At 58.2% G+C, this 25019-nt stretch carries 17 protein-coding genes and 2 pseudogenes; 13 read left to right on the forward strand and 6 right to left on the reverse strand.

Translation table 11 applies throughout. From position 1 onward, the window contains the following. Positions 1-3 precede the first annotated feature (3 nt). Positions 4-1146: a polyamine ABC transporter ATP-binding protein gene (gene potA / locus ACA064_RS15410; protein WP_497674120.1), complete on the reverse strand. Its 1143-nt coding sequence runs from the start codon at positions 1144-1146 to the stop codon at positions 4-6. 214 nt (positions 1147-1360) lie between these two features. Then, entirely contained in the window at positions 1361-2122 is a 762-nt protein-coding gene (locus tag ACA064_RS15415) for a gamma-glutamyl-gamma-aminobutyrate hydrolase family protein (RefSeq protein WP_497674121.1), read from the reverse strand. 280 nt (positions 2123-2402) lie between these two features. On the opposite strand from ACA064_RS15415, the gene ACA064_RS15420 reads away from it, so the two are divergent. The 9 genes from ACA064_RS15420 to ACA064_RS15460 all read left to right on the forward strand — a co-directional run bounded on the left by ACA064_RS15420 (position 2403) and on the right by ACA064_RS15460 (position 14971). After that, entirely contained in the window at positions 2403-3779 is a 1377-nt protein-coding gene (locus ACA064_RS15420) for a glutamine synthetase family protein (protein WP_497674122.1), read from the forward strand. Positions 3780-3879: 100 nt separating this feature from the next. Further along, on the forward strand, positions 3880-5370 hold the full coding sequence (locus ACA064_RS15425) for an aldehyde dehydrogenase (RefSeq protein ID WP_497674123.1): 1491 nt from the start codon (positions 3880-3882) through the stop codon (positions 5368-5370). A gap of 52 nt (positions 5371-5422) precedes the next feature. Continuing rightward, complete coding sequence (locus ACA064_RS15430; RefSeq protein WP_497674124.1) at positions 5423-6706, forward strand: NAD(P)/FAD-dependent oxidoreductase; 1284 nt, start codon at positions 5423-5425, stop codon at positions 6704-6706. A gap of 197 nt (positions 6707-6903) precedes the next feature. Then, positions 6904-7452 carry a cupin domain-containing protein gene (locus ACA064_RS15435; RefSeq protein WP_497674253.1) on the forward strand — a complete coding sequence of 183 codons (549 nt, stop codon included), beginning with the start codon at positions 6904-6906 and terminating at the stop codon, positions 7450-7452. A 376-nt stretch (positions 7453-7828) separates the two neighbouring features. After that, the gene (locus ACA064_RS15440) at positions 7829-10213 is read left to right on the forward strand and encodes a DUF3772 domain-containing protein (protein ID WP_497674125.1); all 2385 of its coding nucleotides are present in this window, start codon (positions 7829-7831) and stop codon (positions 10211-10213) included. Positions 10214-10702: 489 nt separating this feature from the next. After that, on the forward strand, positions 10703-11422 hold the full coding sequence (locus ACA064_RS15445) for a SphA family protein (protein ID WP_497674126.1): 720 nt from the start codon (positions 10703-10705) through the stop codon (positions 11420-11422). A 38-nt stretch (positions 11423-11460) separates the two neighbouring features. After that, entirely contained in the window at positions 11461-12405 is a 945-nt protein-coding gene (locus ACA064_RS15450; RefSeq protein ID WP_497674127.1) for an aldo/keto reductase, read from the forward strand. Positions 12406-12418: 13 nt separating this feature from the next. Next, positions 12419-13729, forward strand: coding sequence for an NTP/NDP exchange transporter (locus ACA064_RS15455; RefSeq protein WP_497674128.1), 1311 nt, complete (start codon positions 12419-12421; stop codon positions 13727-13729). 135 nt (positions 13730-13864) lie between these two features. Further along, complete coding sequence (locus tag ACA064_RS15460) at positions 13865-14971, forward strand: DmpA family aminopeptidase (RefSeq protein WP_497674129.1); 1107 nt, start codon at positions 13865-13867, stop codon at positions 14969-14971. A 50-nt stretch (positions 14972-15021) separates the two neighbouring features. Here the strand turns inward: ACA064_RS15460 and ACA064_RS15465 are convergent. The 4 genes and pseudogenes from ACA064_RS15465 to ACA064_RS15480 all read right to left on the reverse strand — a co-directional run. Then, positions 15022-15255, reverse strand: a pseudogene (locus ACA064_RS15465) (response regulator transcription factor); the annotation flags it as partial. 258 nt (positions 15256-15513) lie between these two features. Next, positions 15514-16440 carry a 2-hydroxyacid dehydrogenase gene (locus ACA064_RS15470; protein WP_497674130.1) on the reverse strand — a complete coding sequence of 309 codons (927 nt, stop codon included), beginning with the start codon at positions 16438-16440 and terminating at the stop codon, positions 15514-15516. Between the two features lie 108 nt (positions 16441-16548). Beyond that, positions 16549-17550, reverse strand: a pseudogene (locus ACA064_RS15475) (tartrate dehydrogenase); the annotation flags it as partial. Between the two features lie 1053 nt (positions 17551-18603). Further along, positions 18604-19656 carry an ABC transporter substrate-binding protein gene (locus tag ACA064_RS15480; protein WP_497674131.1) on the reverse strand — a complete coding sequence of 351 codons (1053 nt, stop codon included), beginning with the start codon at positions 19654-19656 and terminating at the stop codon, positions 18604-18606. 389 nt (positions 19657-20045) lie between these two features. Here ACA064_RS15480 and ACA064_RS15485 point away from each other — a divergent pair, with 389 nt between their 5' ends. From ACA064_RS15485 to ACA064_RS15500, 4 genes are all read left to right on the forward strand, one after another. Further along, positions 20046-21248 (forward strand): patatin-like phospholipase family protein, encoded by a 1203-nt coding sequence (locus tag ACA064_RS15485; RefSeq protein WP_497674132.1) that lies wholly within the window; start codon positions 20046-20048, stop codon positions 21246-21248. A 293-nt stretch (positions 21249-21541) separates the two neighbouring features. After that, positions 21542-21886, forward strand: coding sequence for a helix-turn-helix domain-containing protein (locus ACA064_RS15490; RefSeq protein WP_497674133.1), 345 nt, complete (start codon positions 21542-21544; stop codon positions 21884-21886). Then, a complete protein-coding gene (locus ACA064_RS15495) occupies positions 21886-23097 on the forward strand; it encodes a type II toxin-antitoxin system HipA family toxin (RefSeq protein WP_497674134.1) in 1212 nt (403 codons plus the stop codon). Before ACA064_RS15490 ends, ACA064_RS15495 begins: the two co-directional genes overlap by 1 nt. Positions 23098-23596: 499 nt before the next feature. Then, positions 23597-23860 carry a hypothetical protein gene (locus ACA064_RS15500; protein WP_497674135.1) on the forward strand — a complete coding sequence of 88 codons (264 nt, stop codon included), beginning with the start codon at positions 23597-23599 and terminating at the stop codon, positions 23858-23860. Positions 23861-25019: the final 1159 nt, after the last annotated feature.

Raw genomic sequence — 25019 nt, forward strand, 5'->3', positions numbered from 1 at the left:
TGATCATGCACGCAGTACCACGCCGCTGTCGTCTTCCCACCACACGTAGACCTGGTCGTCCCAGGTCGGACGCGCGCCGCGGCGTTCAGCGTTGGCCATGAACGACTGAACGATCTTGCCTCCCGGCAGCTCTACGTAAAACACCGAGTGCCCACCCAGGTAGGCGATGTCATGCACCTTGCCTTGGGACCAGTTGTAGCGGGCGTCGGGCTTGAGGGTGGTGACCAGCAACTTCTCCGGGCGAATGGCGTAGGTGACGGACTTGTCTTCGACCGAAGTGCTGACGCCGTGACCGACGTAAATCTTCTGCTCCAGATCCGGGCTATGAATGATCGCATGGCCTTCCTGGTCTTCGGTGACGGTGCCGTCGAAGGCATTCACGTTGCCGATGAATTCGCAGACCATGCGGCTGACCGGCGCTTCATAGATATCGACCGGGCTGCCGATCTGGGCAATCCAGCCCAGGTGCATGATCGCAATGCGCTGGGCCATGGTCATGGCCTCTTCCTGATCGTGGGTCACCATCACGCAGGTGACGCCGACCCGCTCGATGATCTCCACCAGCTCCAGCTGCATCTGCGAGCGCAGTTTCTTGTCCAGCGCCCCCATGGGCTCGTCGAGCAGCAACAGCTTTGGCCGCTTGGCCAGGGAACGCGCCAAGGCCACTCGTTGCCGCTGACCACCCGACAGTTGATGGGGCTTGCGCTTGGCGTACTGGGTCATATGCACCAGCCTGAGCATTTCTTCGACCCGGGCTTCGATCTCGCTGGCCGGCAGCCGGTCCTGCTTGAGACCGAAGGCAATGTTCTGCGCCACGGTCATGTGCGGGAACAGGGCATAGGACTGGAACATCATGTTGATCGGCCGCTCGTAGGGCGGCATGTCGGTGATGTCTACGCCATCGAGGTAGATTCGCCCTTCGGTAGGACGCTCGAAGCCTGCCAGCATGCGCAGCAGTGTCGACTTGCCGGAGCCGGAGCCACCGAGCATGGCGAAGATTTCACCCTGGTGGATTTCCAGGGACACATCGTCCACGGCGATGGTCTCGTCGAATTTCTTGGTGACCCGGTCGACTTTAACCAACACCTTCTTCTGGTGCGGGTTGCCTTCAAGAGCCTTCCGGTAAGTGCTGGAGGCGTTTGCCATGTGAAACTCCCAACAGGTGTGAGTAGCCGGGCCAATACGGCCTGACTTAATAGAGTGATTACCAACCCGCGCCAGGCGGGTTATTCGGCGCCGCCGTCCTGGCTGCCTGGTGGTGCTTGTTGTTATTGCGTTGATGTCATGAACCGGCGCGCACGGGCGCACCCGCCTGGCTCACGGGGGCAGTAAATCGTTGAGTGGTGTTTGAGCTCGTCAGTCAGCGCGCATGACGAAGCGCCGCCCGTTGCCGGCACGCGTCGCCAAACGCCTGGAAAATACTCAAATAGGGAGGGTTCGCCAGGACCTGCCATTCCGGGTGCCATTGCACGCCGACGGCGAAGGCCTTGCTGTGCTCGACGGAAATCGCCTCGATCAGGCCATCCGGTGCGATGGCTTCGGCGCGCAGGCCGGGGGCCAGCCTGTCGATGCCTTGGCTGTGAATCGAATTGACCTGGAACACCTGAAGCAGATCCAGCGCTTCGAACACGCCGCCCGGTTGCACGCTGACCCCATGGGCCGGTGCGTACTGCACGGCCAGCTCCGGATGATCCGCTTCGCGGTGATCGAGAAATCCGGGGAGTTCGTGGACCTTCTGATGCAGGCTGCCACCGAACGCCACGTTCATTTCCTGAAAGCCGCGGCAGATGCCGAGCACCGGAACGCCGGCAGCGATCGCTGCACGCAATAAGGGAAGGGTGGTGCCGTCCCGTTGCGGATCGTGCTCCGTGCCTGGAGCGCTGTCGGGCCCTTGATAGTGGAACGGCTCCACATTGGACGGTGAGCCGGTCAGCAGCAGGCCGTCCAGATGCTCAAGCAGCTCATCTATTTCGGTCAGTTCAGCCAGGGATGGAATGACTACCGGCAGCCCCAAAGCCGCGACGCTGACAGCACGCAAGTACTTGTCGCCGCTGATGTGGTAGGGGTGCAGGCCAATCTGTTTGACGCACGCAGTAACGCCGATCAATGGCTTGAATGCCATTTTTATCACCTCGAAGTTTCACACTTGAACGAGCTTTTCCGGAGCTTAGCCTTGTTGATTTTAATTAACAACTCTCATGTAAAAAATTCTAAACGCCGCACGTCCGATGTTCAGGCTTCACGCTCGATTCAAGGCTTATTTGGCACCGTCGTACCTCGATGAGGCCAGAAAACTGGCGATTAAAGGTTGAGTGTTCGCTATTGACTTCACTTTGCCTTTCGGATTGACTGGGCTAGTGAAAGGGTAGTGAACATAATAATTAACAGCTAATAGGTGCATCATGTCGGTCCCTCTGCGTGCCGTTCAACTCAACGAAGCAAACGCATTCCTTAAGAAATATCCTGAGGTTTTGTACGTCGACCTTCTGATTGCGGATATGAACGGTGTGGTGCGCGGCAAGCGCATCGAGCGCACCAGTCTTCATAAGGTCTACGAAAAAGGCATTAACCTCCCGGCGTCACTGTTTGCTCTGGACATCAACGGTTCTACGGTGGAAAGCACCGGCCTGGGTCTGGACATCGGCGACTCAGACCGAATCTGCTTCCCCATCCCTAATACGCTCAGCATCGAGCCATGGCAGAAGCGCCCGACGGCGCAACTGTTAATGACCATGCACGAACTCGAAGGCCAGCCGTTCTTCGCTGACCCTCGCGAAGTGCTGCGTCAGGTAGTGAGCAAATTCGATGACATGGGCCTGACTATCTGCGCCGCGTTCGAACTCGAGTTCTATCTGATCGACCAGGACAACGTGAACGGTCGTCCGCAATCGCCACGCTCGCCGGTATCGGGCAAGCGTCCGATGTCGACTCAGGTGTACCTGATCGACGACCTGGACGAATACATTGATTGCCTGCAAGACATCCTTGAAGGCGCGAAAGAGCAGGGCATTCCGGCTGACGCGATCGTCAAGGAAAGCGCCCCGGCGCAGTTCGAAGTCAACCTGCATCACGTCTCGGACCCGATCAAGGCCTGCGACTACGCGGTGTTGCTCAAGCGTTTGGTCAAAAACATCGCCTATGACCATGAGATGGACACCACCTTCATGGCCAAGCCTTATCCAGGCCAGGCGGGCAATGGTCTGCACGTGCACATTTCGATCCTTGATAAAGAAGGCAACAATATCTTTGCCAGTGAGGATCCCGAGCAGAACGCCGCACTGCGTCATGCAATCGGCGGTGTGCTCGAGACCCTGCCGGCGCAGATGGCCTTCCTCTGCCCGAACGTCAACTCCTATCGTCGTTTCGGCGCACAGTTCTACGTGCCGAACTCGCCGAGCTGGGGCATCGATAACCGTACCGTCGCGGTCCGCGTTCCGACTGGCTCGGCGGACTCGGTACGGATCGAACACCGGGTTGCCGGTGCCGATGCCAACCCGTACCTGCTAATGGCGTCGGTCCTGGCCGGCATCCACCATGGCCTGACCAACCAGATCGAACCTGGCGCTCCGGTCGAAGGCAACTCCTACGAGCAGAACGAGCAGAGCCTGCCGAACAACCTGCGCGATGCCCTGCGCGAGCTGGACGACAGCGAAGTCATGGCTCGCTACATCGACCCGCTGTACATCGATGTGTTTGTGGCGTGCAAGGAAAGCGAACTCGCCGAGTTTGAAAACTCCATCTCGGATCTTGAGTACAACTGGTACCTGCACACGGTCTGATTGGCTAATACCCGTCAATTGGGGCGACATATCTTTGATGGCGGGTGAATAACCCTTACACGTCCAACGACAACTTATTCCTCTGCGTTGAGTCACAACCATGGCAAACACTCGCAGCGACTGGGAGCAACGCTTTCAGTCCTTATCAATAGAAGGTCGGGCATTTATTGACGGCCAATACCGCTCGGCACTCAGCGGCGACACCTTCGAATGCATGAGCCCGGTGGACGGCCGCTTTCTGGCAAACGTCGCCAGCACCGACGAGGCCGACGCGAATGCGGCGGTGGTCGTCGCGCGCCAGGCATTTGAATCCGGCGTCTGGGCCAGACTGGCCCCGGCAGAGCGCAAGCGCATCCTGATTCGGTTCGCCGACTTGATTCTGGCGAACCAGGAAGAACTGGCGCTGCTGGAAACCCTCGACATGGGCAAGCCCATCAGCGATTCCATGGGCATCGACATTCCGGCGACCGCCAACGCGATCCGCTGGAGCGCCGAGGCGATCGACAAGATTTACGACGAAGTCGCGGCGACGCCCCATGATCAGCTGGGGCTCATCACTCGCGAACCGTCGGGCGTGGTGGCGGCCATCGTGCCGTGGAATTTCCCGCTGATCATGGCCAGCTGGAAGTTCGCCCCGGCTTTGGCGGCGGGTAACTCGTTCATCCTCAAACCTTCGGAAAAATCGCCGCTGACGGCGATCCGCATTGCCCAGCTGGCGCTGGACGCGGGGATCCCCAAAGGGGTCTTCAACGTACTGCCTGGTTTTGGTCACACCGTTGGCAAGGCGCTGGCATTGCATATGGATGTCGACGTCCTGGCCTTTACCGGCTCGACCGCGGTGGCCAAGCAACTGCTGATCTACTCCGGGCAGAGCAACATGAAGCGGGTCTGGCTGGAGGCGGGCGGCAAAAGCCCCAACGTGGTATTTGCCGATGCACCTGACCTGCGCGCTGCTGCACAAGCGGCGGCCAGTGCCATTGCCTTTAATCAGGGCGAAGTCTGCACCGCCGGCTCGCGTCTGCTGGTGGAGCGTTCGATCCGCGAGCAGTTCATCCCGTTGTTGGTGGAAGCGCTGCAAGCCTGGAAACCGGGGCATGCCCTTGACCCGGCCAGCACCGTCGGCGCGGTCGTCGATCAGCGGCAACTGGAATCGGTGTTGCGCTATATCGAAGTCGGCAAGGAACAGGGCGCTGAACTGATCGCCGGTGGCAATCGCACCCTCGAGGACACCGGTGGCCTGTACGTGGAGCCGGCGATTTTCGATGGCGTGACCAACGCCATGACCATTGCCCGGGAAGAGATCTTCGGCCCGGTGCTGTCGGTCATCACCTTCGATTCCGTGGAGGAGGCGTTGCAGATCGCCAACGACAGCATCTTCGGCCTGGCCGCGGGAGTCTGGACCAGCAACCTGAGCAAGGCCCACACCTTTGCCCGTGGCCTGCGCGCCGGCAGTGTCTGGGTCAATCAGTACGACGGTGGCGACATGACTGCGCCCTTTGGCGGTTTCAAACAGTCGGGTAACGGTCGCGACAAGTCACTGCATGCGTTCGACAAATACACCGAACTCAAAGCGACCTGGATCAAGCTCTAATACTTTTACAACGGTGGTCGCAGGTGTCTGCCTACGCTCACCGGGGAATTTTATGATGCAAACTCATGTAAACAGCTACTACGCCGCGACCCGCAACCACACAGGTGACTTCCCGGTTCTTGAAGAGCTGGTGGAATGCGATGTCTGCGTGATCGGCGCGGGCTACACCGGCTTGTCATCGGCGCTGTTTCTCGCTGAAGCGGGCTACAGCGTAACGGTACTGGAAGCCGCCAAAGTGGGCTTCGGCGCCAGCGGTCGCAACGGCGGACAACTGGTCAATTCCTATAGCCGCGACGTCGATGTCATCGAACAGCGTTACGGCGACAAGACCGCGGAAATCCTCGGGAGCATGATCTTCGAGGGCGCGGATATCATTCGCCAGCGAATCAAGCACTACGACATTAAGTGCGACTACCGCGCTGGTGGAATTTTCGCCGCGCTCAACAAGAAACAACTCAAGGGTCTCGAAGAGCAGAAAAGCGCCTGGGAGCGTTACGGCAATCAGCAACTGCGAATGCTCGATAGCGCGGACATTGCCCGGGAAGTCGGTTCGGACAACTACGTCGGCGGCCTGCTGGACATGCAGGGCGGGCACGTGCATCCGTTGAACCTGGCATTGGGCGAGGCGGCCGCGATCATTGCCCTGGGCGGGAAAATCTTCGAGCAGTCGGCGGCGGTCAACATCAGCTACGGTGAGCCAATTGTCGTCAGGACCGCCAAAGGCGTGGTGAAGGCCAAGTACCTGCTGATTGCCGGCAACGCCTATCTGAACCAGGACCTGGACCCCCGGGTGACCCGCAAGAGCATGCCCTGCGGCTCGCAAATCGCCGTCACCGAGCCGTTGTCAGCGAAAGTGGCCAAGAGCCTGATCGCCAACAATTACTGCGTCGAAGACTGTAACTACCTGCTCGATTACTTCCGGCTCACCGCCGACAATCGCCTGCTGTATGGCGGCGGTGTGGTCTACGGTGCCCGTGAGCCAGATGACATCGAACAACTGATCCTGCCGAAGATCCTCAAGACGTTCCCGCAACTCAAAGGCGTGAAGGTCGATTATCGCTGGACCGGCAACTTCCTGCTGACCATGTCGCGCATGCCGCAATTCGGACGCATTGAAAAGAACGCCTACTATATGCAGGGCTACAGCGGGCATGGCGTGACCTGTTCGCACCTGGCGGGCAAGCTGATCTCGGAAATGATCCGCGGTGACGCCGAGCGCTTTGATGCCTTTGCCTCGCTACCGCACATGCCGATGATCGGCGGCAGGACCTTCCAGGCCCCGTTCACCGCCATGGGCGCCGCTTACTACTCGCTGCGCGATCGTTTCGGAATCTAGCTGGAGCTACCGGAGGCAGTCAGGCCGGCACGGGTTGCCGGCCTTTTTGTCGGCGATTTATCTAACCTGCTGAGCTGCGCGAACAAACGTGATTTAATACTTGGCTTCCCACGTATCCGGGGCAGGGCAGGGGCGATTGTTTCAACATGTCGTCCACTTTCCCCAATACCCTTGAGTATTTTTCGCATAAGGCTGTCATGGACACGGGCACACGACTCAAATTAGTGCGCGAAAGCTATAAGCTTTCTCAGCGCGAACTGGCCAGGCGTAGCGGCGTTACCAATGCCACGATCTCGCTGATCGAGCAGAATCGCGTAAGTCCTTCAGTCAGCTCGCTGAAAAAGCTGCTCGAAAGCATTCCCATGTCGCTGGCGGATTTCTTCACCTTCGACCAGCCCCCTCGGGAAGGCCGTTACGTCTTCCGCGCCAATGAACAGCCCGATCTGGGCCGTCATGGAGTGCGCCTGCTGCTCGTCGGCGCGGTCGTGCCGAGCCGGCAGATGCGCTTTCTGCGTGAGCAGTACGCCCCTGGTGCGAGTTCCGGCGAGGACCCCATTGTCCATGCCGAAGGCGAGGAGTGCGGCCTGGTGACCCGGGGCACTGTCGAACTGACGATCGACGGACAAGTCAGCATCCTCAATGCCGGCGACGGCTACTACTTTCCCACCACCTTGGCGCACCGCTTTCGCAATATCGGCCAGGATGAAGCCGAGATCATCAGCGCGAACACTCCGGCGAACTTCTGATATAGAGCGATTGCAGACTCCCACGACATGGCAGGTGCACGCGGTCGGCGTAGGAGCTGAGTAGGAGCTGACGAGTGAAACGAGGCTGCGATCTTTCCTGAATCACCGCAAAACCAAGATCAAAAGATCGCAGCCTGCGGCAGCTCCTACAGGAGAATGCGTAACCCACACAAACAGGCCGGCTTCGCGGGCAAGTCGGATCGCCGTACCGCCGCTCCCACATTTTTCGCGATCGTCGCCTAGACTCATCCCATTGCGTTCAACGAGGTGGCCCCTGATTCGCCTCGTCACCACTCGAGGCTTTCTGTCTATTCGTTACACCGGTTCATCCAGTGGCCCAGGGACAAGGCGAGTAAAACAAAGGGCTGGCCCTCCTATGTGCAGTTCATTGAAACCAATAGTTCGCGCCACCTTCATCCTGCTGCTTGGCCTGGTGTCGGGGCCACTCGCTGCGGCTGATATGCCGCCGGTTCCAGTACCGCAGGAGCAAAGCTCCACAACAGCCCTTCCCCAAAGCGAGTTGCAAAAACTCCAGCTACGCCTGGACACGCTCAAGCAGCAAGTTGCGCTCACCACCAATTACAATCAGTTGGTCGGGCTCCAGGACCTGGTGCAGCAACTGATCAATGATGCCAACCAACTGGCAGTCTCGCTGCTCCCCGAACAGGCCCAGCTACAAGCCCAACTGGGCGTATTGGGACCGCCACCCAGCGACGGCGCGACCATCGAAAAGCCTGATATCGTGCAACAGCGAGCCTACCTCAGCAGTCAAAAAAACCGATTGGACGACGAACTGAAGTTGCTCGAAGGCATCAAGCAAAACGCGGCCAATCTCACTCTGCAGATCGCCGGCATCCGCCGAAGCCAGATGGAAATCGAACTGGCGATGCGCACCGGTAGCATCCTGGGCCCCCGGTTCTGGTCGCCGTTGTTTTATCCGCTTGACGAGGATAAACAGCGGCTCAAGGTGTTCGTCGAACAGGCAACCACTGCGGTACAAACGATGTGGCTACCGGGACAACGAGCCGTGTCCGCCATGCTGCTGTTGCTGGCCCTGGGGGTATGGACCCTGGGGCGCAGGTTGGCCGAGCGGGGACTGACGTGGTTCTGCATCCACCGCTTGCCCGAAGGAAGACTACGGCGTAGTTCACTGGCAATTGCCACGACCCTGGCCACCGTATTGACCACCGGCTGTGCGTTTCAACTGCTCTACTTTGCGCTTACCCGCCAGTATCAACTGATGCCGTTAATGCAGAACTACGCTGACGAACTGGAAAAGCTGGTCTACACCTGCGCCATGATTACCGGTTTGGGTCGCGCCTTGTTATCTACTCGAAATCCGTCCTGGCGCTTGCCAGACATTGCCGATCCAGTCGCCCTGGCCATGAAACCGTTCCCACGGATACTGGCCGGTCTGCTGCTGGTGCTTGTTGCTCTGACGCAGTTGGCCAACGTGGCCGGCATGAGCACACAGCTCATCACTTCCGCCCGTGGCGTGGCAGCACTAGGCACCGCGCTGGTTATCGGCGCGTTGCTGCTGCGTACCAATCACATCCGCAGGGCGATGGCCGCAGCAGGCCAATTGCCTGAAGCCCGTACCACCTTTGCCGGCCTGGTCTATGCCAGTACCTATCTGGTCGTGGTGCTGTCACTGTTCTCCTTGTTGCTTGGCTATATCTCTCTGGCAAGATTCCTGACTTATGAACTGGTATGGATTTATATCGTTGTGACCAGTTTCTATCTGCTGACCCAATTGCACAAAGATGCATGCGAAAACGTTTTTTCTCCCCGAAACCCGAGTGGCAAAGCACTCAAGCAGCTATTGGGCATTGGCGACGTGCGCCTGGAGCAGGCAGCGATCGTGTTGTCGGGCGCGGGCAGGGCACTGCTGTTGTTGCTCGCAGTCATTACATTGTTGGTCGGTGGAGTCGGCAGCACCCTTGGACAACTGGCTAACAGTACCGTCGCGGTGCTCGGAGGCGAAGGCCTGCGCAAACTGAATATCATTCCGGCGCATCTGTTGAGCGCGGTCCTGGCCCTGGCAATCGGGGTTTATCTGATCCGAACCTTGAGCCGGTGGCTGGACCGAGAGTTCTTGCCTAAAACCGATATGGACCCAGGCATGTGCGCCTCGCTGAGCACCTTGTTCAGCAACGTGGGTTACGTGGTGGTGGTTCTGCTGAGCCTGTCCACCCTCGGCGTCAAGTGGAACAGCCTCGCCTGGATCGTCAGCGCCTTGTCGGTGGGCATCGGTTTTGGCCTGCAGGAGATCGTCAAGAATTTCGTCTCCGGGATCATCCTGCTCACCGAGCGGCCGGTCAAAGTAGGCGATCTGGTGAGTATCAGCGGGGTCGAAGGGGATATTCGGCGGATCAACGTCAGGGCCACGGAAATCCAACTCAGCGATCGTTCGATCGTGATAGTCCCAAACTCCCAGCTGATTTCCCAGAACCTGCGCAACGTGACCATGGGCGGCAGCGCTCAAGGGGTAGTCACACTCGAACTGACCTTTCCCTTCGATATCGACCCGGAACACGTTCGGAACCTGCTGCAGGATGTCTACACCGAACACCAAAGCATTCTCGAAAAACCCGCACCTGCCGTCAGATTCAGCCAACTGACCCCTGCGGGCATAATCCTGAGCATCACCGGTTATGTCAGCAGTCCCAGAATCGTCAGCAATACCAAGAGCGAGTTGCTGTTCGAGATTCTCAAGCAGTTGAGTGCCGCCGGGATTCCATTGGCCAGTCCTAAACCCTGATGGTTCAAGCTGGATGGGGCTTCGGGACAGCTTCGCTGAGGGCCTGATACTCGTAGGAGCTGCCGAAGGCTGCGATCTTTTGACTTTGGCGCCAGTTCAGGCAACGAGTCGCCTGTCGGGAAGATCAAAAGATCGCAGCCTGCGGCAGCTCCTACAGGATTTGTGTACATCCGCGATATCACGGGAGTATGCGGTCGGCGTAGGGGTGGCAGCATTTCCCGCTGCGACTAACCTGACGTATCAGGTTGTTTGCCAAGAGGTGCTTGATGAGAGCGAAGGGAAGGCTTTTTGGGCTTCTGGCTTTGTTGCCTGCATTTACGGTGTCTGCGGACGACGGAGGCATCAGTTTCTGGCTTCCGGGCCAGTTCGGCGCACTGGCAGCCGTGCCGACCGAACCTGGCTGGAGTCTGCCATTTATCTATTACCACATCAGTGCGGACGAGAGCGGTAATAAAGCTTTTCCGCGGGGGGGGACGGACCACCCTGGGCGTGGATGCGCGAGCCGACCTGTTGTTCGCCGGCCCCACCTATACCTTCGCCGAACCACTGCTCGGGGCCCAGGCCGCGGTATCGATGATCGCCGCCGTGGGGCGGTCGAATGTCAGTGTCGATGCCACCTTGACCGGCCCGCGCGGCCGGAGTTTCTCCGGGGGTACGGAGGACAGCCTGAATGGTGGGAGTGACGTCTATCTGCTGGGCAGCTTGAAGTGGAATCATGGGGTTCACAACTTCATGGCGTACAGCATGGGCAACATTCCGGTTGGCGCCTACGACCCTGATCGCCTGGTCAATGTGGGGCTTGGCCATGCTTCACTGGATGCCGGGGGCGGCTATACCTGGTTCGACAAGAAAAACGAGTTCTCCGCCGTGGCGGGTATGACCTACAACTGGGAAAATCCGGATACCGACTACCAGAACGGCATCGACGCCCACCTGGACTGGAGCGCCTCGCACTTCATCTCGGATCAGACCCATCTGGGCGTGGTCGGCTATTTTTACCATCAGCTTACCGGCGACAGCGGCAGCGGTGCCGTGCTGGGCGATTTCAAATCCAGGATCAGCGCCGTGGGGCCACAGGCCGGACACTTCTTCAAGGTCGGCCAACAGCTCTGGTACACCAATCTCAAGGGCTACTACGAGGTTGACGCAAAGAATCGCGCAGAGGGCTGGAATACCTGGTTGACCCTGGTCATTCCTCTATCTGGTTAGCCGCCACTGAATCGCGTTCCAGTGGAAGGAGATCAAGCATGTATACACGTCGCCACTTCCTGGCTACCACCGCCACCGCCACCGCAGGCCTCGGTTTACTCGCCGTTCATAGCGGCGCCTTCGCACAAAGCACATCGAACGGGCAGTCACCGGCTGCAACGCCTTTGCTGACTCGCAAGATCCCCTCTACCGGTGAAGCGCTGCCGGTGATCGGCGCGGGCACCTCTGGAAGTTTCGAGGTCGAGGCGGGCTCGGCGCAGTACCAGCAGCTCAAACAGGTCTTGCAGGTGTTCTTCCAGCACGGCGCCCGGGTCATCGATACCTCGCCCAACTACGGTAGCGCCGATGCGGTGCTTGGTCAGTTGCTGGAGGAGGGAGGCTGGCGCCAGAAGAGCTTCCTGGCGACCAAGATCGCCGCCAACAGCCGCGCCGCGGCCGAAGAACAGTGGGCAGGCTCCTTGCAGAAACTGCGCACGGATAAAGTCGATCTGCTGCAGATCCACAACCTGCGCGACTGGCAAGAGCAACTGCCCTATGCCCGCGAACTCAAGGCCCAGGGCAAGACCCGCTATATCGGCGTGACCCATTACATCGACAGCGGCCTGGCAGAGCTGGAACGGATCCTGCGCACTGAAAAGCTCGACTTTATCCAGATCCACTATTCGGTCAACTCGCCCAACGCCGCCAAGACCGTACTGCCGCTGGCCCAGGACAAAGGCGTGGCGGTACTGATCAACCGGGCGTTCGACGACGGCCGATTGTTTGCCAGGGTCAAGGACCTGGTATTGCCGGGCTGGGCAACGGAGATGGGGATCAGCAGTTGGGCGCAGCTGTTTCTCAAGTTTGCCATCAGCCATCCGGCGGTGACCACGGTGATCCCCGCCACCAGCCGGCCCGATCGCCAGCTCGATCAGCTCAAGGCTGGAACCGGCCCGTTGCTCAGCACTGAGCAACTACGAAGTCTGATCCAGCAATTCGCCTGAGCCCAGGGATCTCATGTCCGGGCCGGCAACGCGCAATCGCTTCAGTAGCCTGCTGGGCAAGGGGTTCAATGTCCGCGACGAGGAGGCTGTCGCGGTGTATGGCGGGCTGGCCTTGTTCTTCCTGCTGTTCGCCGGTTACTTCATGCTGCGCCCGGTGCGCGAGACCATGGGGGTGGCCGGCGGGGTGGAGAACCTGCAATGGCTGTTCACCGGCACCTTCATCGCCACCCTGGTGGCGCTGCCGCTGTTCGGATGGCTGGCCTCACGGGTCGAACGCCGACGCATCCTGCCCTGGACCTATGGCTTTCTGGCGAGCAACCTGCTGCTGTTTGCCGCGATCTTTGCTGTGCAACCGGACAATATCTGGGCCGCACGGGCATTCTATATCTGGCTGTCGGTGTTCAACCTGTTGGCTATTTCCCTGGCCTGGAGCGTACTGGCCGATCTGTTCTCCAACGAGCAAGCCAAGCGCCTGTTCGGCCTGATGGCCGGTGGCGCCAGCCTGGGTGGGTTGATCGGGCCGATTCTGGGCGCAGTGCTGGTCGGGGTCATCGGCCACTCGGGTCTGGTGCTGCTGGCGGCATTGTTCCTGCTCGGCAGCATCGGGGCGGCGTTGTACCTGCAGCGCTGGCGTGATCGCCATCCATTGCCGGCGGAAGTCGAACATCCTCGGTCCAGGCCGCTGGGCGGCAACCCGTTCGCCGGCGCCACAGCGGTGCTGCGCTCGCCTTATCTGCTGGGCATTGCGCTGTTCGTGGTGCTGCTGGCCAGTGTCAGCACCTTCCTGTATTTCGAACAGGCGCGGCTGGTGGCGCAGACTTTCACTAACCGCACCCGCCAGACCCAGGTGTTCGGACTGATCGATGCCGTGGTACAGACCCTGGCGATCCTGACGCAAATCTTCCTCACCGGACGCATCGCGCAGAAGCTCGGGGTGGGGGTGTTGCTGGTGGCAGTCCCGCTGGTGATGGCCGCCGGTTTCCTGTGGCTGGCACTGGCGCCGGTGTTTGCCGTGTTCGTGGTGGTCATGGTCATTCGCCGGGCTGGCGAGTACGCGCTGGTGCGCCCGGGTCGGGAAATGCTCTACACCGTGCTGTTGCCGGAGCAGAAATACAAGGCCAAGAACTTCATCGACACCGTGGTCTATCGTGGCGGCGATGCCGTCGCCGGCTGGGTCAAGCGCGGGCTGGATGTGCTGGTCGAGCATCCGCAATTGGCGATGTTCATCGGCGCGGCAATCGCCTTGATGTGGGCCGCGTCGGGAGGCTGGCTCGGACGCCGGCGACGTGAGTTGGAGCGGGACGTTCCGGTAAGCCGGGAGTAACAGGACGGGGATGGACCTGTAAGCCTGATGGACACCCGTAACGCCTTTGGGGTAACGAATGCAGGTTATCGCCAAGTGCCTGCCGGGTTTCTACACTTCGAGCACCTTAATTGATCGAATGTGGAGAGTAGAACAATGCGTTTACGTGACCTAGGCATCGCTATTGGTTCGGGTAACCCGGGCGTCTACAACGCCATTACCGATGTGCCAGGAGTGCGAGTCGGTCATCACACGCTCAGTGTCGAATCCGGCGAAACCTCCATCCACACCGGCGTTACCGTTATCGAACCGCGTGCAGTTGCGGCGCACCTGGAACCCTGCTTTGCCGGGGTCCATGTTTTGAATGGCAATGGCGATGCCACGGGCCTGGAGTGGATTCGCGAAGCGGGCTTGCTGACCACGCCAATCGCTTATACCAATACCCATAGCGTCGGCGTAGTGCGGGACGCACTGGTGGCCGCCGAGCGGGAAATGGCAAAGCTCCATACCTATTGGTGCATGCCGGTAGTGCTGGAAACCTACGATGGCGTCTTGAGTGACATCTGGGGTCAGCATGTCACCGCCGAACATGTCCAGGCGGCCCTGGCAGATGCGCGCTCCGGCCCGGTGCAAGAAGGCTGCGTCGGCGGTGGCACCGGTATGATTTGCCACGAATTCAAGGGCGGCATCGGTACGTCCTCGCGGGTGCTGAGTGCCGAGCAGGGCGGCTGGACGGTGGGCGCTTTGGTGCAGGCCAACTATGGCGTGCGTGGTGCGCTGCGGGTGGCGGGCTATCCGGTCGGCGGGGTTCTGGATGACGTGCCATCGCCGTTTCAAGGTTCTGCGAACGTCGGTGAGGCGGGTATGGGGTCGATTGTGATCACCATTGCCACCGACGCGCCTTTGCTGCCCCATCAGTGCACGCGTCTGGCGCAGCGGGCAAGCGTTGGCCTGGCGCGGGTTGGCGGTGGCACGGAAGACTCCAGCGGCGATATCTTCATCGCGTTTTCGGTGGGCAATCGCGGTTTGCCGGTAGCCAATCATGGCTGTCCGGGCGAACCGACCACGGCCTTGCAGATGGTCAACAACGACTATATTTCGGCTCTGTTCGTGGCGGCCGCCGACGCGGTCGAGGAGGCCATCCTCAATGCAATGCTCGCCGCAACCGACCTTGAAGGCTGTGGCAATCGAGTGTTGGCGCTCAAGCCTGAGCAACTCTTGTCGGCCATGGGCAAAGTCGGCTGGCAGCCCCGGATGAGTTGATTCGATCCCGGCTCCGACGCCCGGCACTCATAACGAGTGTCGGGCGTTTTTCATTCCTGCGCCTGCAGAAACAGCGAGAACAGTTCGGACTGGGACTTGATCCCGAGCTTGCTGTACATGTGCTTGCGGTGGACCTTCACGGTCTCCGCGGAAATCGCCAGTTTGCGGGCGATCTCCTTGTTCGAGCAGCCGCTGAGCATCAGCCGGCCAACCTCCATCTCACGGGCCGATAGCGGCGAACTCAGCTGCCGGGTGGCCGACTCCAGACGGCTCTGCCAGCTGGGTGGCAGCTCCAACGTTAACGTCCATCGCGAGCAAGCTCGCTCCTACAGGGGTTGTGTGTGCCTGGCAAAATTTGCCGAGTGCCGACGGTTGCGAGTATCTCGCCGATCGTTTTACCGGCCACGGTCGGCGTAGGAGCTGCCGTAGGCTGCGATCTTTTGATCTTCGCGGCTGCCCGGCAAACGCGTCATCTGCTGAAAAGATCGCAGCCTTCGGCAGCTCCACAGGGCATCAGGGCAAGCCCCCTTGCCACAGGTCACTCAGTAGCCATCGCTGCGCTTGATGGTGCCAACCATAGGTTCACCACGCTGATGGCGCCGGATATTGGCCAGCAAGACCTCGAAGGCTGTTTCCGGCTGGGTCATTGCCCCGATGTGCGGGGTTAGCCAGATACGCGGATGTTGCCAGAACGGGTGGTCGGCCTCTGGTGGTTCGTCATTCAGCACGTCGAGCACGGCATGCTGCAGGTGGCCGCTGTCCAGCGCCTGGAGCAAGTCGCTTTCGATCAGGTGACCGCCACGGCCAAGATTGATCAGCTTTGCGCCAGGGGGAAGTGCCGCGAAGGTCGAAGCGTTGAGGATGCCGCGGGTGTCTTCCGTCAGCGGCAACAGACAGATCAGGATGTCGCATTGATTGAGAAATTGCGCTAACTGTTCAGCGCCGGCGAAACACTCGACAGCATCGATCTGCTTCGCGGATCGGGCCCAGCCCTTGAGGCCGAAACCGAAGCTTCGCAATCGATCCAGTACGGCGACCCCCAGGTTACCCAGTCCCATGACGCCGACACGTTGCTGCGGCGCCGAGACCCAAGGCTGGATCTGCCACTGCTGCTGGCGCTGCTGAACCAGGTACTCGGGCATTTTTCGATGCAGCGCCAGCACCGCAAAGCAGGCGTATTCGACTATGGCCTGGGCAATGCCGGGATCGAGCATGCGCACGACCTCAACCTGAAGTGGCAGACAGCTCAGATCGAATTGATCGACACCCGCGGAAGTCGCGAGTATCACTTGCAGATTCGGCAACAGCAGGTGCACGTCTGGTGGCGGCTGCCACGTCGCCAGGTAGCGGACTTCGTCGGGGTCGCCGAGGTCCGGCCAGAACCGGACGTCAATGTCCGGCGCGTGACACTGAAACAGGTTTTTCCAGGCCAGACCGCGTTCGGTGTCGACTTTGAAAAGCAGTGTCATGAGGCCTCGCAAGCAACGGGATAAGTCAGCATCAGAATGACCTGTCGCCACGCCACAATCTCCCGTAAAGCTGGCGCGAAACGGAAGATTGCGCGGCGATTTCGGGACTTAACAGATCGCTGCGATCGCCTTGCCCAGCGCTTCGGTATTGCCGGTGCCGCCGATGTCGGCCGTCAACGGCGCCGCTTCGGGGCCCATGGCCAATACGGTTTCGATGGCGCTGAGAACGGCGGCGCCTGCTTCGGGATGGCCGAGGTGCTCAAGCATCATCGCGCCGCACCAGATCTGCCCGATCGGGTTGGCGATGCCTTTGCCGGCGATGTCCGGTGCTGAACCGTGAACCGGCTCGAACAGACTCGGGAAGTTGCGCTCCGGGTTGATGTTGGCCGAAGGTGCGATGCCGATGGTGCCGGTGCAGGCCGGGCCGAGGTCGGACAGTATGTCGCCGAACAGGTTGCTCGCCACCACCACGTCGAACCAGTCCGGGTGCAGGACGAAGTTGGCCGTGAGGATGTCGATGTGGAATTTGTCGACCTTGACCTCCGGGAAGCGTTTGCCCATTTCGACCACCCGTTCATCCCAGTAAGGCATGGTGATGGCGATGCCGTTGGATTTGGTCGCGGAGGTCAGGTGCTTTTTCGGCCGGCTCTGGGCCAGTTCGTAAGCGAACTTGAGGATGCGATCGACGCCGATGCGGGTCATCACGGTTTCCTGCAGCACGATCTCACGCTCGGTGCCGGGGAACATCTTGCCGCCGACGCTGGAGTACTCACCTTCGGTGTTCTCGCGCACCACCCAGAAATCGATGTCGCCTGGCTTGCGATTGGCCAGCGGTGCTTTCACGCCGGGCATCAGGCGGCAGGGGCGCAGGTTGACGTACTGATCGAATTCACGACGGAACTGCAGCAGTGAGTCCCACAGGGAAATGTGATCCGGCACCACGTCCGGCCAGCCGACCGCGCCGAAGTAGATAGCGTCGTAGCCTTTAAGGATCTCGAACCAGTCGTCCGGCATCATCTTGCCGTGCTCGATGTAGTAGTCGGCACTGGCGAAATCGAACCAGTCCCAGTGCAGGTCCAGATTGTGGGTCTTGGCGATGGCTTGCATCAGGTCCTGGGGAATCTTGCGCATCACCGAATACAACGGCAGCACCATGAACGGCAACATCACGTGCAAGGTGCCGATCACGGTACCGGTGGTGTTGTGCATCAGGTTCAGCGGCTGGTCGATGATCCCCAGGTCGATCAAGGTCTGGTTGACCAGGCCACGGCGTTGCAGCAGTACCAGCCAGGCGTAGGAACGCACCAGTACGCTGGTCCAGAACGGAATGATCACGCAGATCAGCACCAGGTTGGCCCAGAAACCCTGCAACCGTGACGCGGCGTAGGCGATGGGAAACCCCAGGAAGATCGAGAGAATGGTCACCATGAAGCTGATCTTGAAGGTCAGGGCGAAGGTGTCCCAGTAAATGCGCTCCTGGAAGATCCGCACATAGTTGACCAGCGAGAAACCTTCTTCGGTCTGCACCGACTGGAACGCCAGCCAGCACATCGGCAGGATCAACAACACCACCACCATCACCAGGGCTGGCGTCAGCAGCAACAACATGGAACGGTTTTCCTTGCGTTCTTCGCGGGCCAGGGCTTGCGCTGTGATCGCCGGGGTCAGGCGCGGACCGTCGCTGGAGTCAGGCATGGATTTGGCTGATTTGGTTAAGTAGGTATTGGACATATTGGCCTCCCATCACTTGTTCTGAACGAATGACAGCCCACGCTGCCTGGCTGCAAATGCGCTGGCGCTCAGTGATACCGGACTCGCGATAGAAAACAGACGCTGCTTGATTGTTGTCATATGGAGGACTCCCGAGTGGGGCAGATTCTAAAAGCGAGCTGGGCGTGGTTTTTGTTGTAGGGACCATGCAGCCTCTAATGTACCGGCAGGCCCGCAAATGAAGCGGTCACAAATGCGCGGTGCCAGAGTGCTTTATTGCGAAATAGGGGAGGTAGACGGCATGTCCTGCGTTGGGGGTTTTTCAGGGTTTAAGGTGGGCTGCAGGCATCTCCGACTGTAGGAGCTGGCGCAGGCTGCGATCTTTTGATCTTGCTCTTTCGGCATCCCCGAAACCGCCAAAAGATCGCAGGCTGCGATCTTTTGATCCTGCTTTTATTGCTTCTGAACGAACGACAACCAGCGTTCCTCTGCCTTCACTCCCTCCTTGGAAGCCCACCACTTGGACGACAGCAATGCCTGACGGGCGATGTTTTCCGGCGAGGACGGCAGTTTTGCCGCGAGCCCGTCGGGAATGGTCCCGGTCTTGAAGGCTTCGGGGTTCAACGGGCCGTAATCAATGAGCAGGGGCAGGGCGGCTTGCAGTTTGGCGTCGATGGCTTCGTTGACGAACTTCATCGCGGCGTCCTTGTGTGGCGTGCCTTTAAGCACGCACAGCGAGTTGGTTTCCAGCACCCCCTGGTTGTAGTCGAAGGCTACCGGAGCGCCACCGGCCTGCACGGCGGTAATCCGGCCGTTCCAGGCCTGGATCATGTCCACTTCACCATCGCTGATCAGTTGGGCCGACTGCCCGCCGGAGGTCCACCAGGTCGAGATGTCGGGCTTGATCTGCTCAAGCTTCTTGAAGGCCCGATCGACATCCAGCGGATAGAGTTTATCCGGGGCGACACCATCGGCCATCAAGGCAATTTCCAGGGTCGGGCGCGGCAAATTGCGCAACGAGCGTTGGCCGGGGAATTTATCGGTATCCCAGAAATCCGCCCAGGTTTTAGGTACATCCTTGCCCTTGAAGGCATCGGTACGATAGGCCAGTACCGTGGAGTAGCTTATGTAGCCGACGCTGTAGTCGTCCTTGAGCTCAGGGGGCAATTGGGCGGCATTGGGGATCAGTTTCAGGTCCAGCTTCTCGAACAAGCCTTCCTCTTCGCCGCGAAGGCAATCGCCAGTTGGCAAATCGACTACATCCCAGCTGACTTTACCGCTTTGAACCTGGGCCTTGATGATGGGGTACGCTTTGGGGGAACTGTCCTGCTTTAGCGTCAGACCGAGCTTTTTCGCGGCCGGCTCGAGTATCGCCTTGCTTTGCGCTTCCTGGTAGGCACCACCTTGGGAAACAAAGGTGATGTCTTCGGCCAGCGCAGCGCCTGCACCAACCGTCAGTAACGCGAAACCGGCAAACTGAAGAGCGCGAATCTGGGATGTTGTCATTGGGATGACTCCTGATGGTTGGCAGATTATTGAGGCGAGCTGGCTGTTTTTGTTTTGGGTCGCTCTGCAGGACCATGGAGTTCTAATGTACCGGGATGCCGCCGAACGAAGGACGCACAAATCGGTGAGGGCAAAGTGCTTTATTGCGAAATCGACGAGGCAAACAGCATCTAATGCGTCTGGCGGGCGCCGAGCATTTGTGTCGCATTTCCCACCACGCATCCACGAGTTTTTTTATCACGCAAAGGAGCGCAAAATGGGCTACTGGACATTCGAATGACGTATCGCTGCCGGCTGGCGTGTGGCGATCCTGGGCACCACAGGTAAGGACAGCATCTGCGAGTACGATGAGCGCCTTCACTGTCGACTGCAGGGGCGGGGGAGGCGTTTTGAAACCATTGCTGCTCAGACCTGGTGCCTCAACTCTGAACATGCTGCTTCAGGCGTGTCTGCCACGTCGTGACGCTGTGCCGCCGACTTTAACGGAAAAAGCGGTCATCCCGGGCATTCCAAATGCTCGCTACTGGCTGGACCACGATCTGACTCCGTTCATCCTGGATGCAAGTCAGGCCAACCAACGAGAGGCCGAGACTCTCGCCAGAGCCGGGAAGCCGAACCACATCCTGCCACTGGCAAATATGCTGGCAGTTTCGGGTGGCGGCACCGCAGGCACATTCGCCGCGGGACTCATTGCGGGATGGACCCTGCATGGGACTCGACCTATGTTCAAGGTCGTCACGGGCATTAGCGCTGGCGCCCTGGTCGCCCCGTTCGCTTACCTGGGGCCTCAGTACGACGTCGACATTCTGCGTATCTCCAACGCAATAGGTCCAAAAGACGTTTTCCATTCGCGAAATATGCTGACCCGTCTTACCAGCGACGGTATGGCGCACAGCAAACCACTGTCGCGGCTCATTGCAAAATACGTTACGGGTGAGCTTCTTGCAGCGATCGCGTCGGAATACGCAAAAGGACGACTGCTGATGATCGGCACCACCGACCTTGATTCAGGACGGCCGGTCACTTGGAACATGGGCGCGATAGCCTCCAGCGAAGCACCGGGAGCGCTCGAACTCTTTCGCAACATCATGATCGCGTCGATGAGCATTCCCGGCGCAGTCTCACCGGTCATGATCGATGTGGAGGTTGATGGCGAGCAGTTTCAGGAAATGCACGTGGACGGAGGCGTAATCACTCAGGTGTTCCTTTACCCACCTGGCACCGTGATGGCACTGAACCGAGTCCCCGGAGCAATTTTGCGACGCGAACGTCATTTCTATGTCATTCGCAATGGGAAACTGGAGCCACAGTGGTCCGGAACGAAGCGCCGTACTTTGAGCATCGGCGGTCGAGCCATCAGCGCATTGATCCAGACTCAGGGGATCAGCGACCTGGATCGAATTTACCGTATTGCACAGCAGGATGGGGCGGACTTCAATCTTGCATACATCGGCGCCGATTTTTGCGTTCCTCGCAATCATAATTTCGATGGTGAGTATATGAAGCGTTTATTCGATTACGCGTTTCAACTCAGCGCGAAGGGCTATCCGTGGCTTAAATCACCGCCTAGCGAGAAAGAATCGTCTTACTGAAGTTTTTAACCTCTTCGCCGACATTAAACTCACCGCATCACCTCCAGACCCGACCGCGGCCTGGTGCGTACCCGCAATGTGGTTATCAATCAGCGCGGCGAAACGGTGCTCAGCTACACCCCGTTGCGGATGATGCGAGTGAGAAAATCAAAGCAAGGCTGATAAATAAAGCTCACGAAGGTGAGCTTTATACAAGATAATACTCACCGTGGTTGATATTAACTTTTCAAATTCTAAGATAATACGTGATATTGTTAACCTTATTAGGGATAACGCTCATTCTGGTACGTATTATGAAAGACTTTTTTCCAGTCGCCTGTGCTGACACCCTTTGCAGAATCGGGCTTTTGGTCAAAACACGGCGCCTGGCTTTGGGCTTGCGTCAAGCGGACTTCAAATCGACGCTCGGCATCTCCGAACACACACTGCGCAAAATCGAGAATGGGTCGGAATTCGTCGACCTTCGATCTTTCATGCTGGTCCTGTGGCGCCTTGGAATCAACGAGTTGATTTTCGGCTCGTTGAATGGGATCGAAACCACATCGCAGATAACGCGTTATGTCACTGATGAGGACGCTCACCAGAGCATCGCCTCGAAGCGTGTGCGGTTGCGCAAACCTAAATCGGAGGATTTCTGATGTCCCGTGCATATATCTACATGGAGCACCCGGACACCGGAAAGATTCTGACCCTTGGCAGGCTGACATTGCAGGGGAAGTTCGGCGAGTTTATTTATGCCCCCGACTATGTGGAGTGCGGTGACTGGGTGCCTGACCCCATCAACTATCCGTTACGTGCAGAAGCCTTTACCGGCATTGCCAAGAACCGTGGCATACCGGGCTTTATCAACGACGCTATGCCGGACGGATGGGGAGAGCGCTTGCTCCAGCGTGCTTATGGTCAAGTGCTGGCGCCCATCGATTTTTTGCTCAAATCTCCAAACAACGACCGCGCCGGCAATCTCCTGGCCGGGACAGCGACTGTTCCCGCCCCCGGTCTGGGAGACAGTTCGGTGCCAACATTGAAAGGTTTGGCAAAATTCATAGAAGCCTGCGAAGCGGTCTATGACGGACAACTGGATGAACGGTCTGTAGCGATGCTGAACATCCGCCAGCAACGCTCCTCTCTCGGCGGTGCGCGGCCAAAGCGAACGTTGCAGGATAACGGGATGCTGATTCTGGCCAAGCCTCGAGACCGGTTTGACCAATACGATTTCCCCTCAATCGAATATGCCTGCATGACCTTCGCCGCGTCGAAGGGTATGAACGTCGCCAATACCGCCTTGCATGCCGAAACGCCATCCACGCTTTTGATCGAACGCTTCGACCGTACACCATTGGCCGAAGGCGCCAGGCGCATTCCAATGCTCAGTGCACTGACCTTGCTGGATGCTGAGTGGAATGAGCAATACCACCGTGACTGGCGATATGCGGCAGTGGCCGATGAAATGCGCCGGCGCGGTGTCCCGGACGTGGATCTGCAAGAGCTGTTCAAACGTATGTGCTACAACGCCTTGGCGGGCAACAGCGACGACCACCCGCGAAACCACTCCATTATTTGGCTCGCAGGAAAATGGCGCCTCTCGCCTATGTACGACGTGCTGCCGATTGTGGATGAAGGTCCTGCTCACACCTTGGCCATGGCGGTTGGCCGGGACGGAAATCAAATCAGCCGTGCCAATTTGCTCAGTCATCACACTCACTTTGCGCTGACCCGCGAACACGCCGAACACTTGCTGGATGAAGTCGCTGGCTGGGAGGAGGAACTGAAAGACTATTACGCTCAGTGGTTGCGAGGCGAAGAGCTGGAGATGGCCCGCGGAGCGGTCAGCACCGCGCGTATGCGGTAGTAAGCCGCATACACCGCGGGGTTTGTTCGGGTGGCATGCATAAATGTCTTACTGTACGCCGGCGGTCATCACGCCCTTGCTGCGCCACTGGTCGATGCTCGCCTGCGGCAGCCAGCCGGCCAACGCATCATCGATGCCGGCGACCCTGGCAGATTGAGGCGGGGTAGGCGCCGGCTGGGTCACACCGTCGACCTCGCGTTGAGCTAGTCGAGTCGTGCACTGGCTCGGGCTCTTGAGCGCTTCGGTGCGACCGTGAGCCCGAGCCTGGTGTTGATAATTGCTCAGTTCAATCGGTAGCCCACTCGCGCACTTATCAGAATGCTAACGGCGATTAATTAAGGAGGAGGGTACTTGTATTAAAAATAGGAATTTAGACTGAGCAGCAAAAATAATATGGCGCTTAATTCGTTGACTCGACACTGTAAAACGTAACACCGACGAAGCCGGTATTACGATTGAAAGTACGCTAAATTATTAACTCAACTAAATGACTGTTTAGTTGAGTTATATCGACTGCTGGTGGCAGTACTCTGCAGGAGGTAAGCAGGCTGCGGTAACTGTTAGCAATCTCACGCAGCCGATCATTGACGATCCTGATAACAACGGCGGGCTGATTTTCCTTCAAAGAATGGCGTGCTGCCAAAAGTTTACCGGGCTCCTAGATGTCCCGACACAGCCTGATCTGCCAATGGTTTTTACGGTGAAAAACATAATCTTCGTGGCTACTTTTTACAGTGAAAACGAGCACCTTTTCCCGGCATGACTAACCAGCCTGGGAGTACCGAGATCTCGATTAGGCAGATGAACAAAGGCCGGATGAGCGATCGTTGAGGAAGTAATTCGTTGAAATGGACGCAGGCATCCAAAGCTCAAAACGCGCCAGCGGCACGGCATATGATCGGCACGGATATCGTTGCCAGGTCTGATTTCATGACTCCTACGCAGCGTAAAATGTGAGCAGACTGGCCTTGCTGAAGGTTCTAGATATTAACCAGGAGCGAGAAATGAATCAGAACTTCGCCAGGTCGCATCAGCAAACTCAACCTATGCGGTACCTGGAAGACACTTTGACGCTACGTAAAATGTGAACCCGCGAGCCTTGGTGACACGTCCAGATTTTGCGTAGCGCGCGTCACTGATCGCTTCGAACCAAGCTCACACTGTCACTAAAGCCTTGAATAGAGCGTCAATTGAAAATTGTATTTCCAATCAACTAGATCGGTAGATTCGCGCGCATCGTGAAAGCAAATGGCGCCGACGGCAGGCATGCTTATCCAAGCTGGCCATGAGGTAGGATCCCTGGGAGCATGCCCACAAAGTTTGGCCGCGAGGAACTAAAACATTGAATATGATGCAGAGGCTGTGATTCAAGGAATCACTTCCGAGCGCTGATGGCTGCTTTAAAAGCACGTTGGTGAAGACTCACGAGGAATACCTAGCACTACGCATAATGTATATTATGTTAAACCAGATGCCATGTTAGAAATGTTCATGAGCCCCGTAAGGCACTGATTCGACAAACCCTGTAACGGCTAAGAATAAACGGGAATCCATGTAAAAATTTACTGGAATCGCATGAAAATCAATTGCTTAGCGTAAAATTGGCCGTCTTTGCAATGGCGGTGATCGGACTACCTGCCTCTATTGACTGGAATTTACAATAATTCAAACTGCCTCCGGTTATGCTGAAAACAATTAACAGTCGCTCGATCATTTGAATAGTTGAATGGAAGATTATCGATAATTAGTTAAAAAATAAGTGGAAGAATGAACACCTCATACCACCGTTGATTGGTGGCTAATTTCAAGGCTTTGTCTATCATCTAGGTTTTGGATGGGATCTCGATGCCGATGATTGAGACAGAATCGTGTACGCCGCCCCCCTTATTCGGAACATTTTGTACTTTTGATAAGCTGCAACC

This window comes from Pseudomonas sp. LBUM1658 (genome assembly GCF_059716055.1).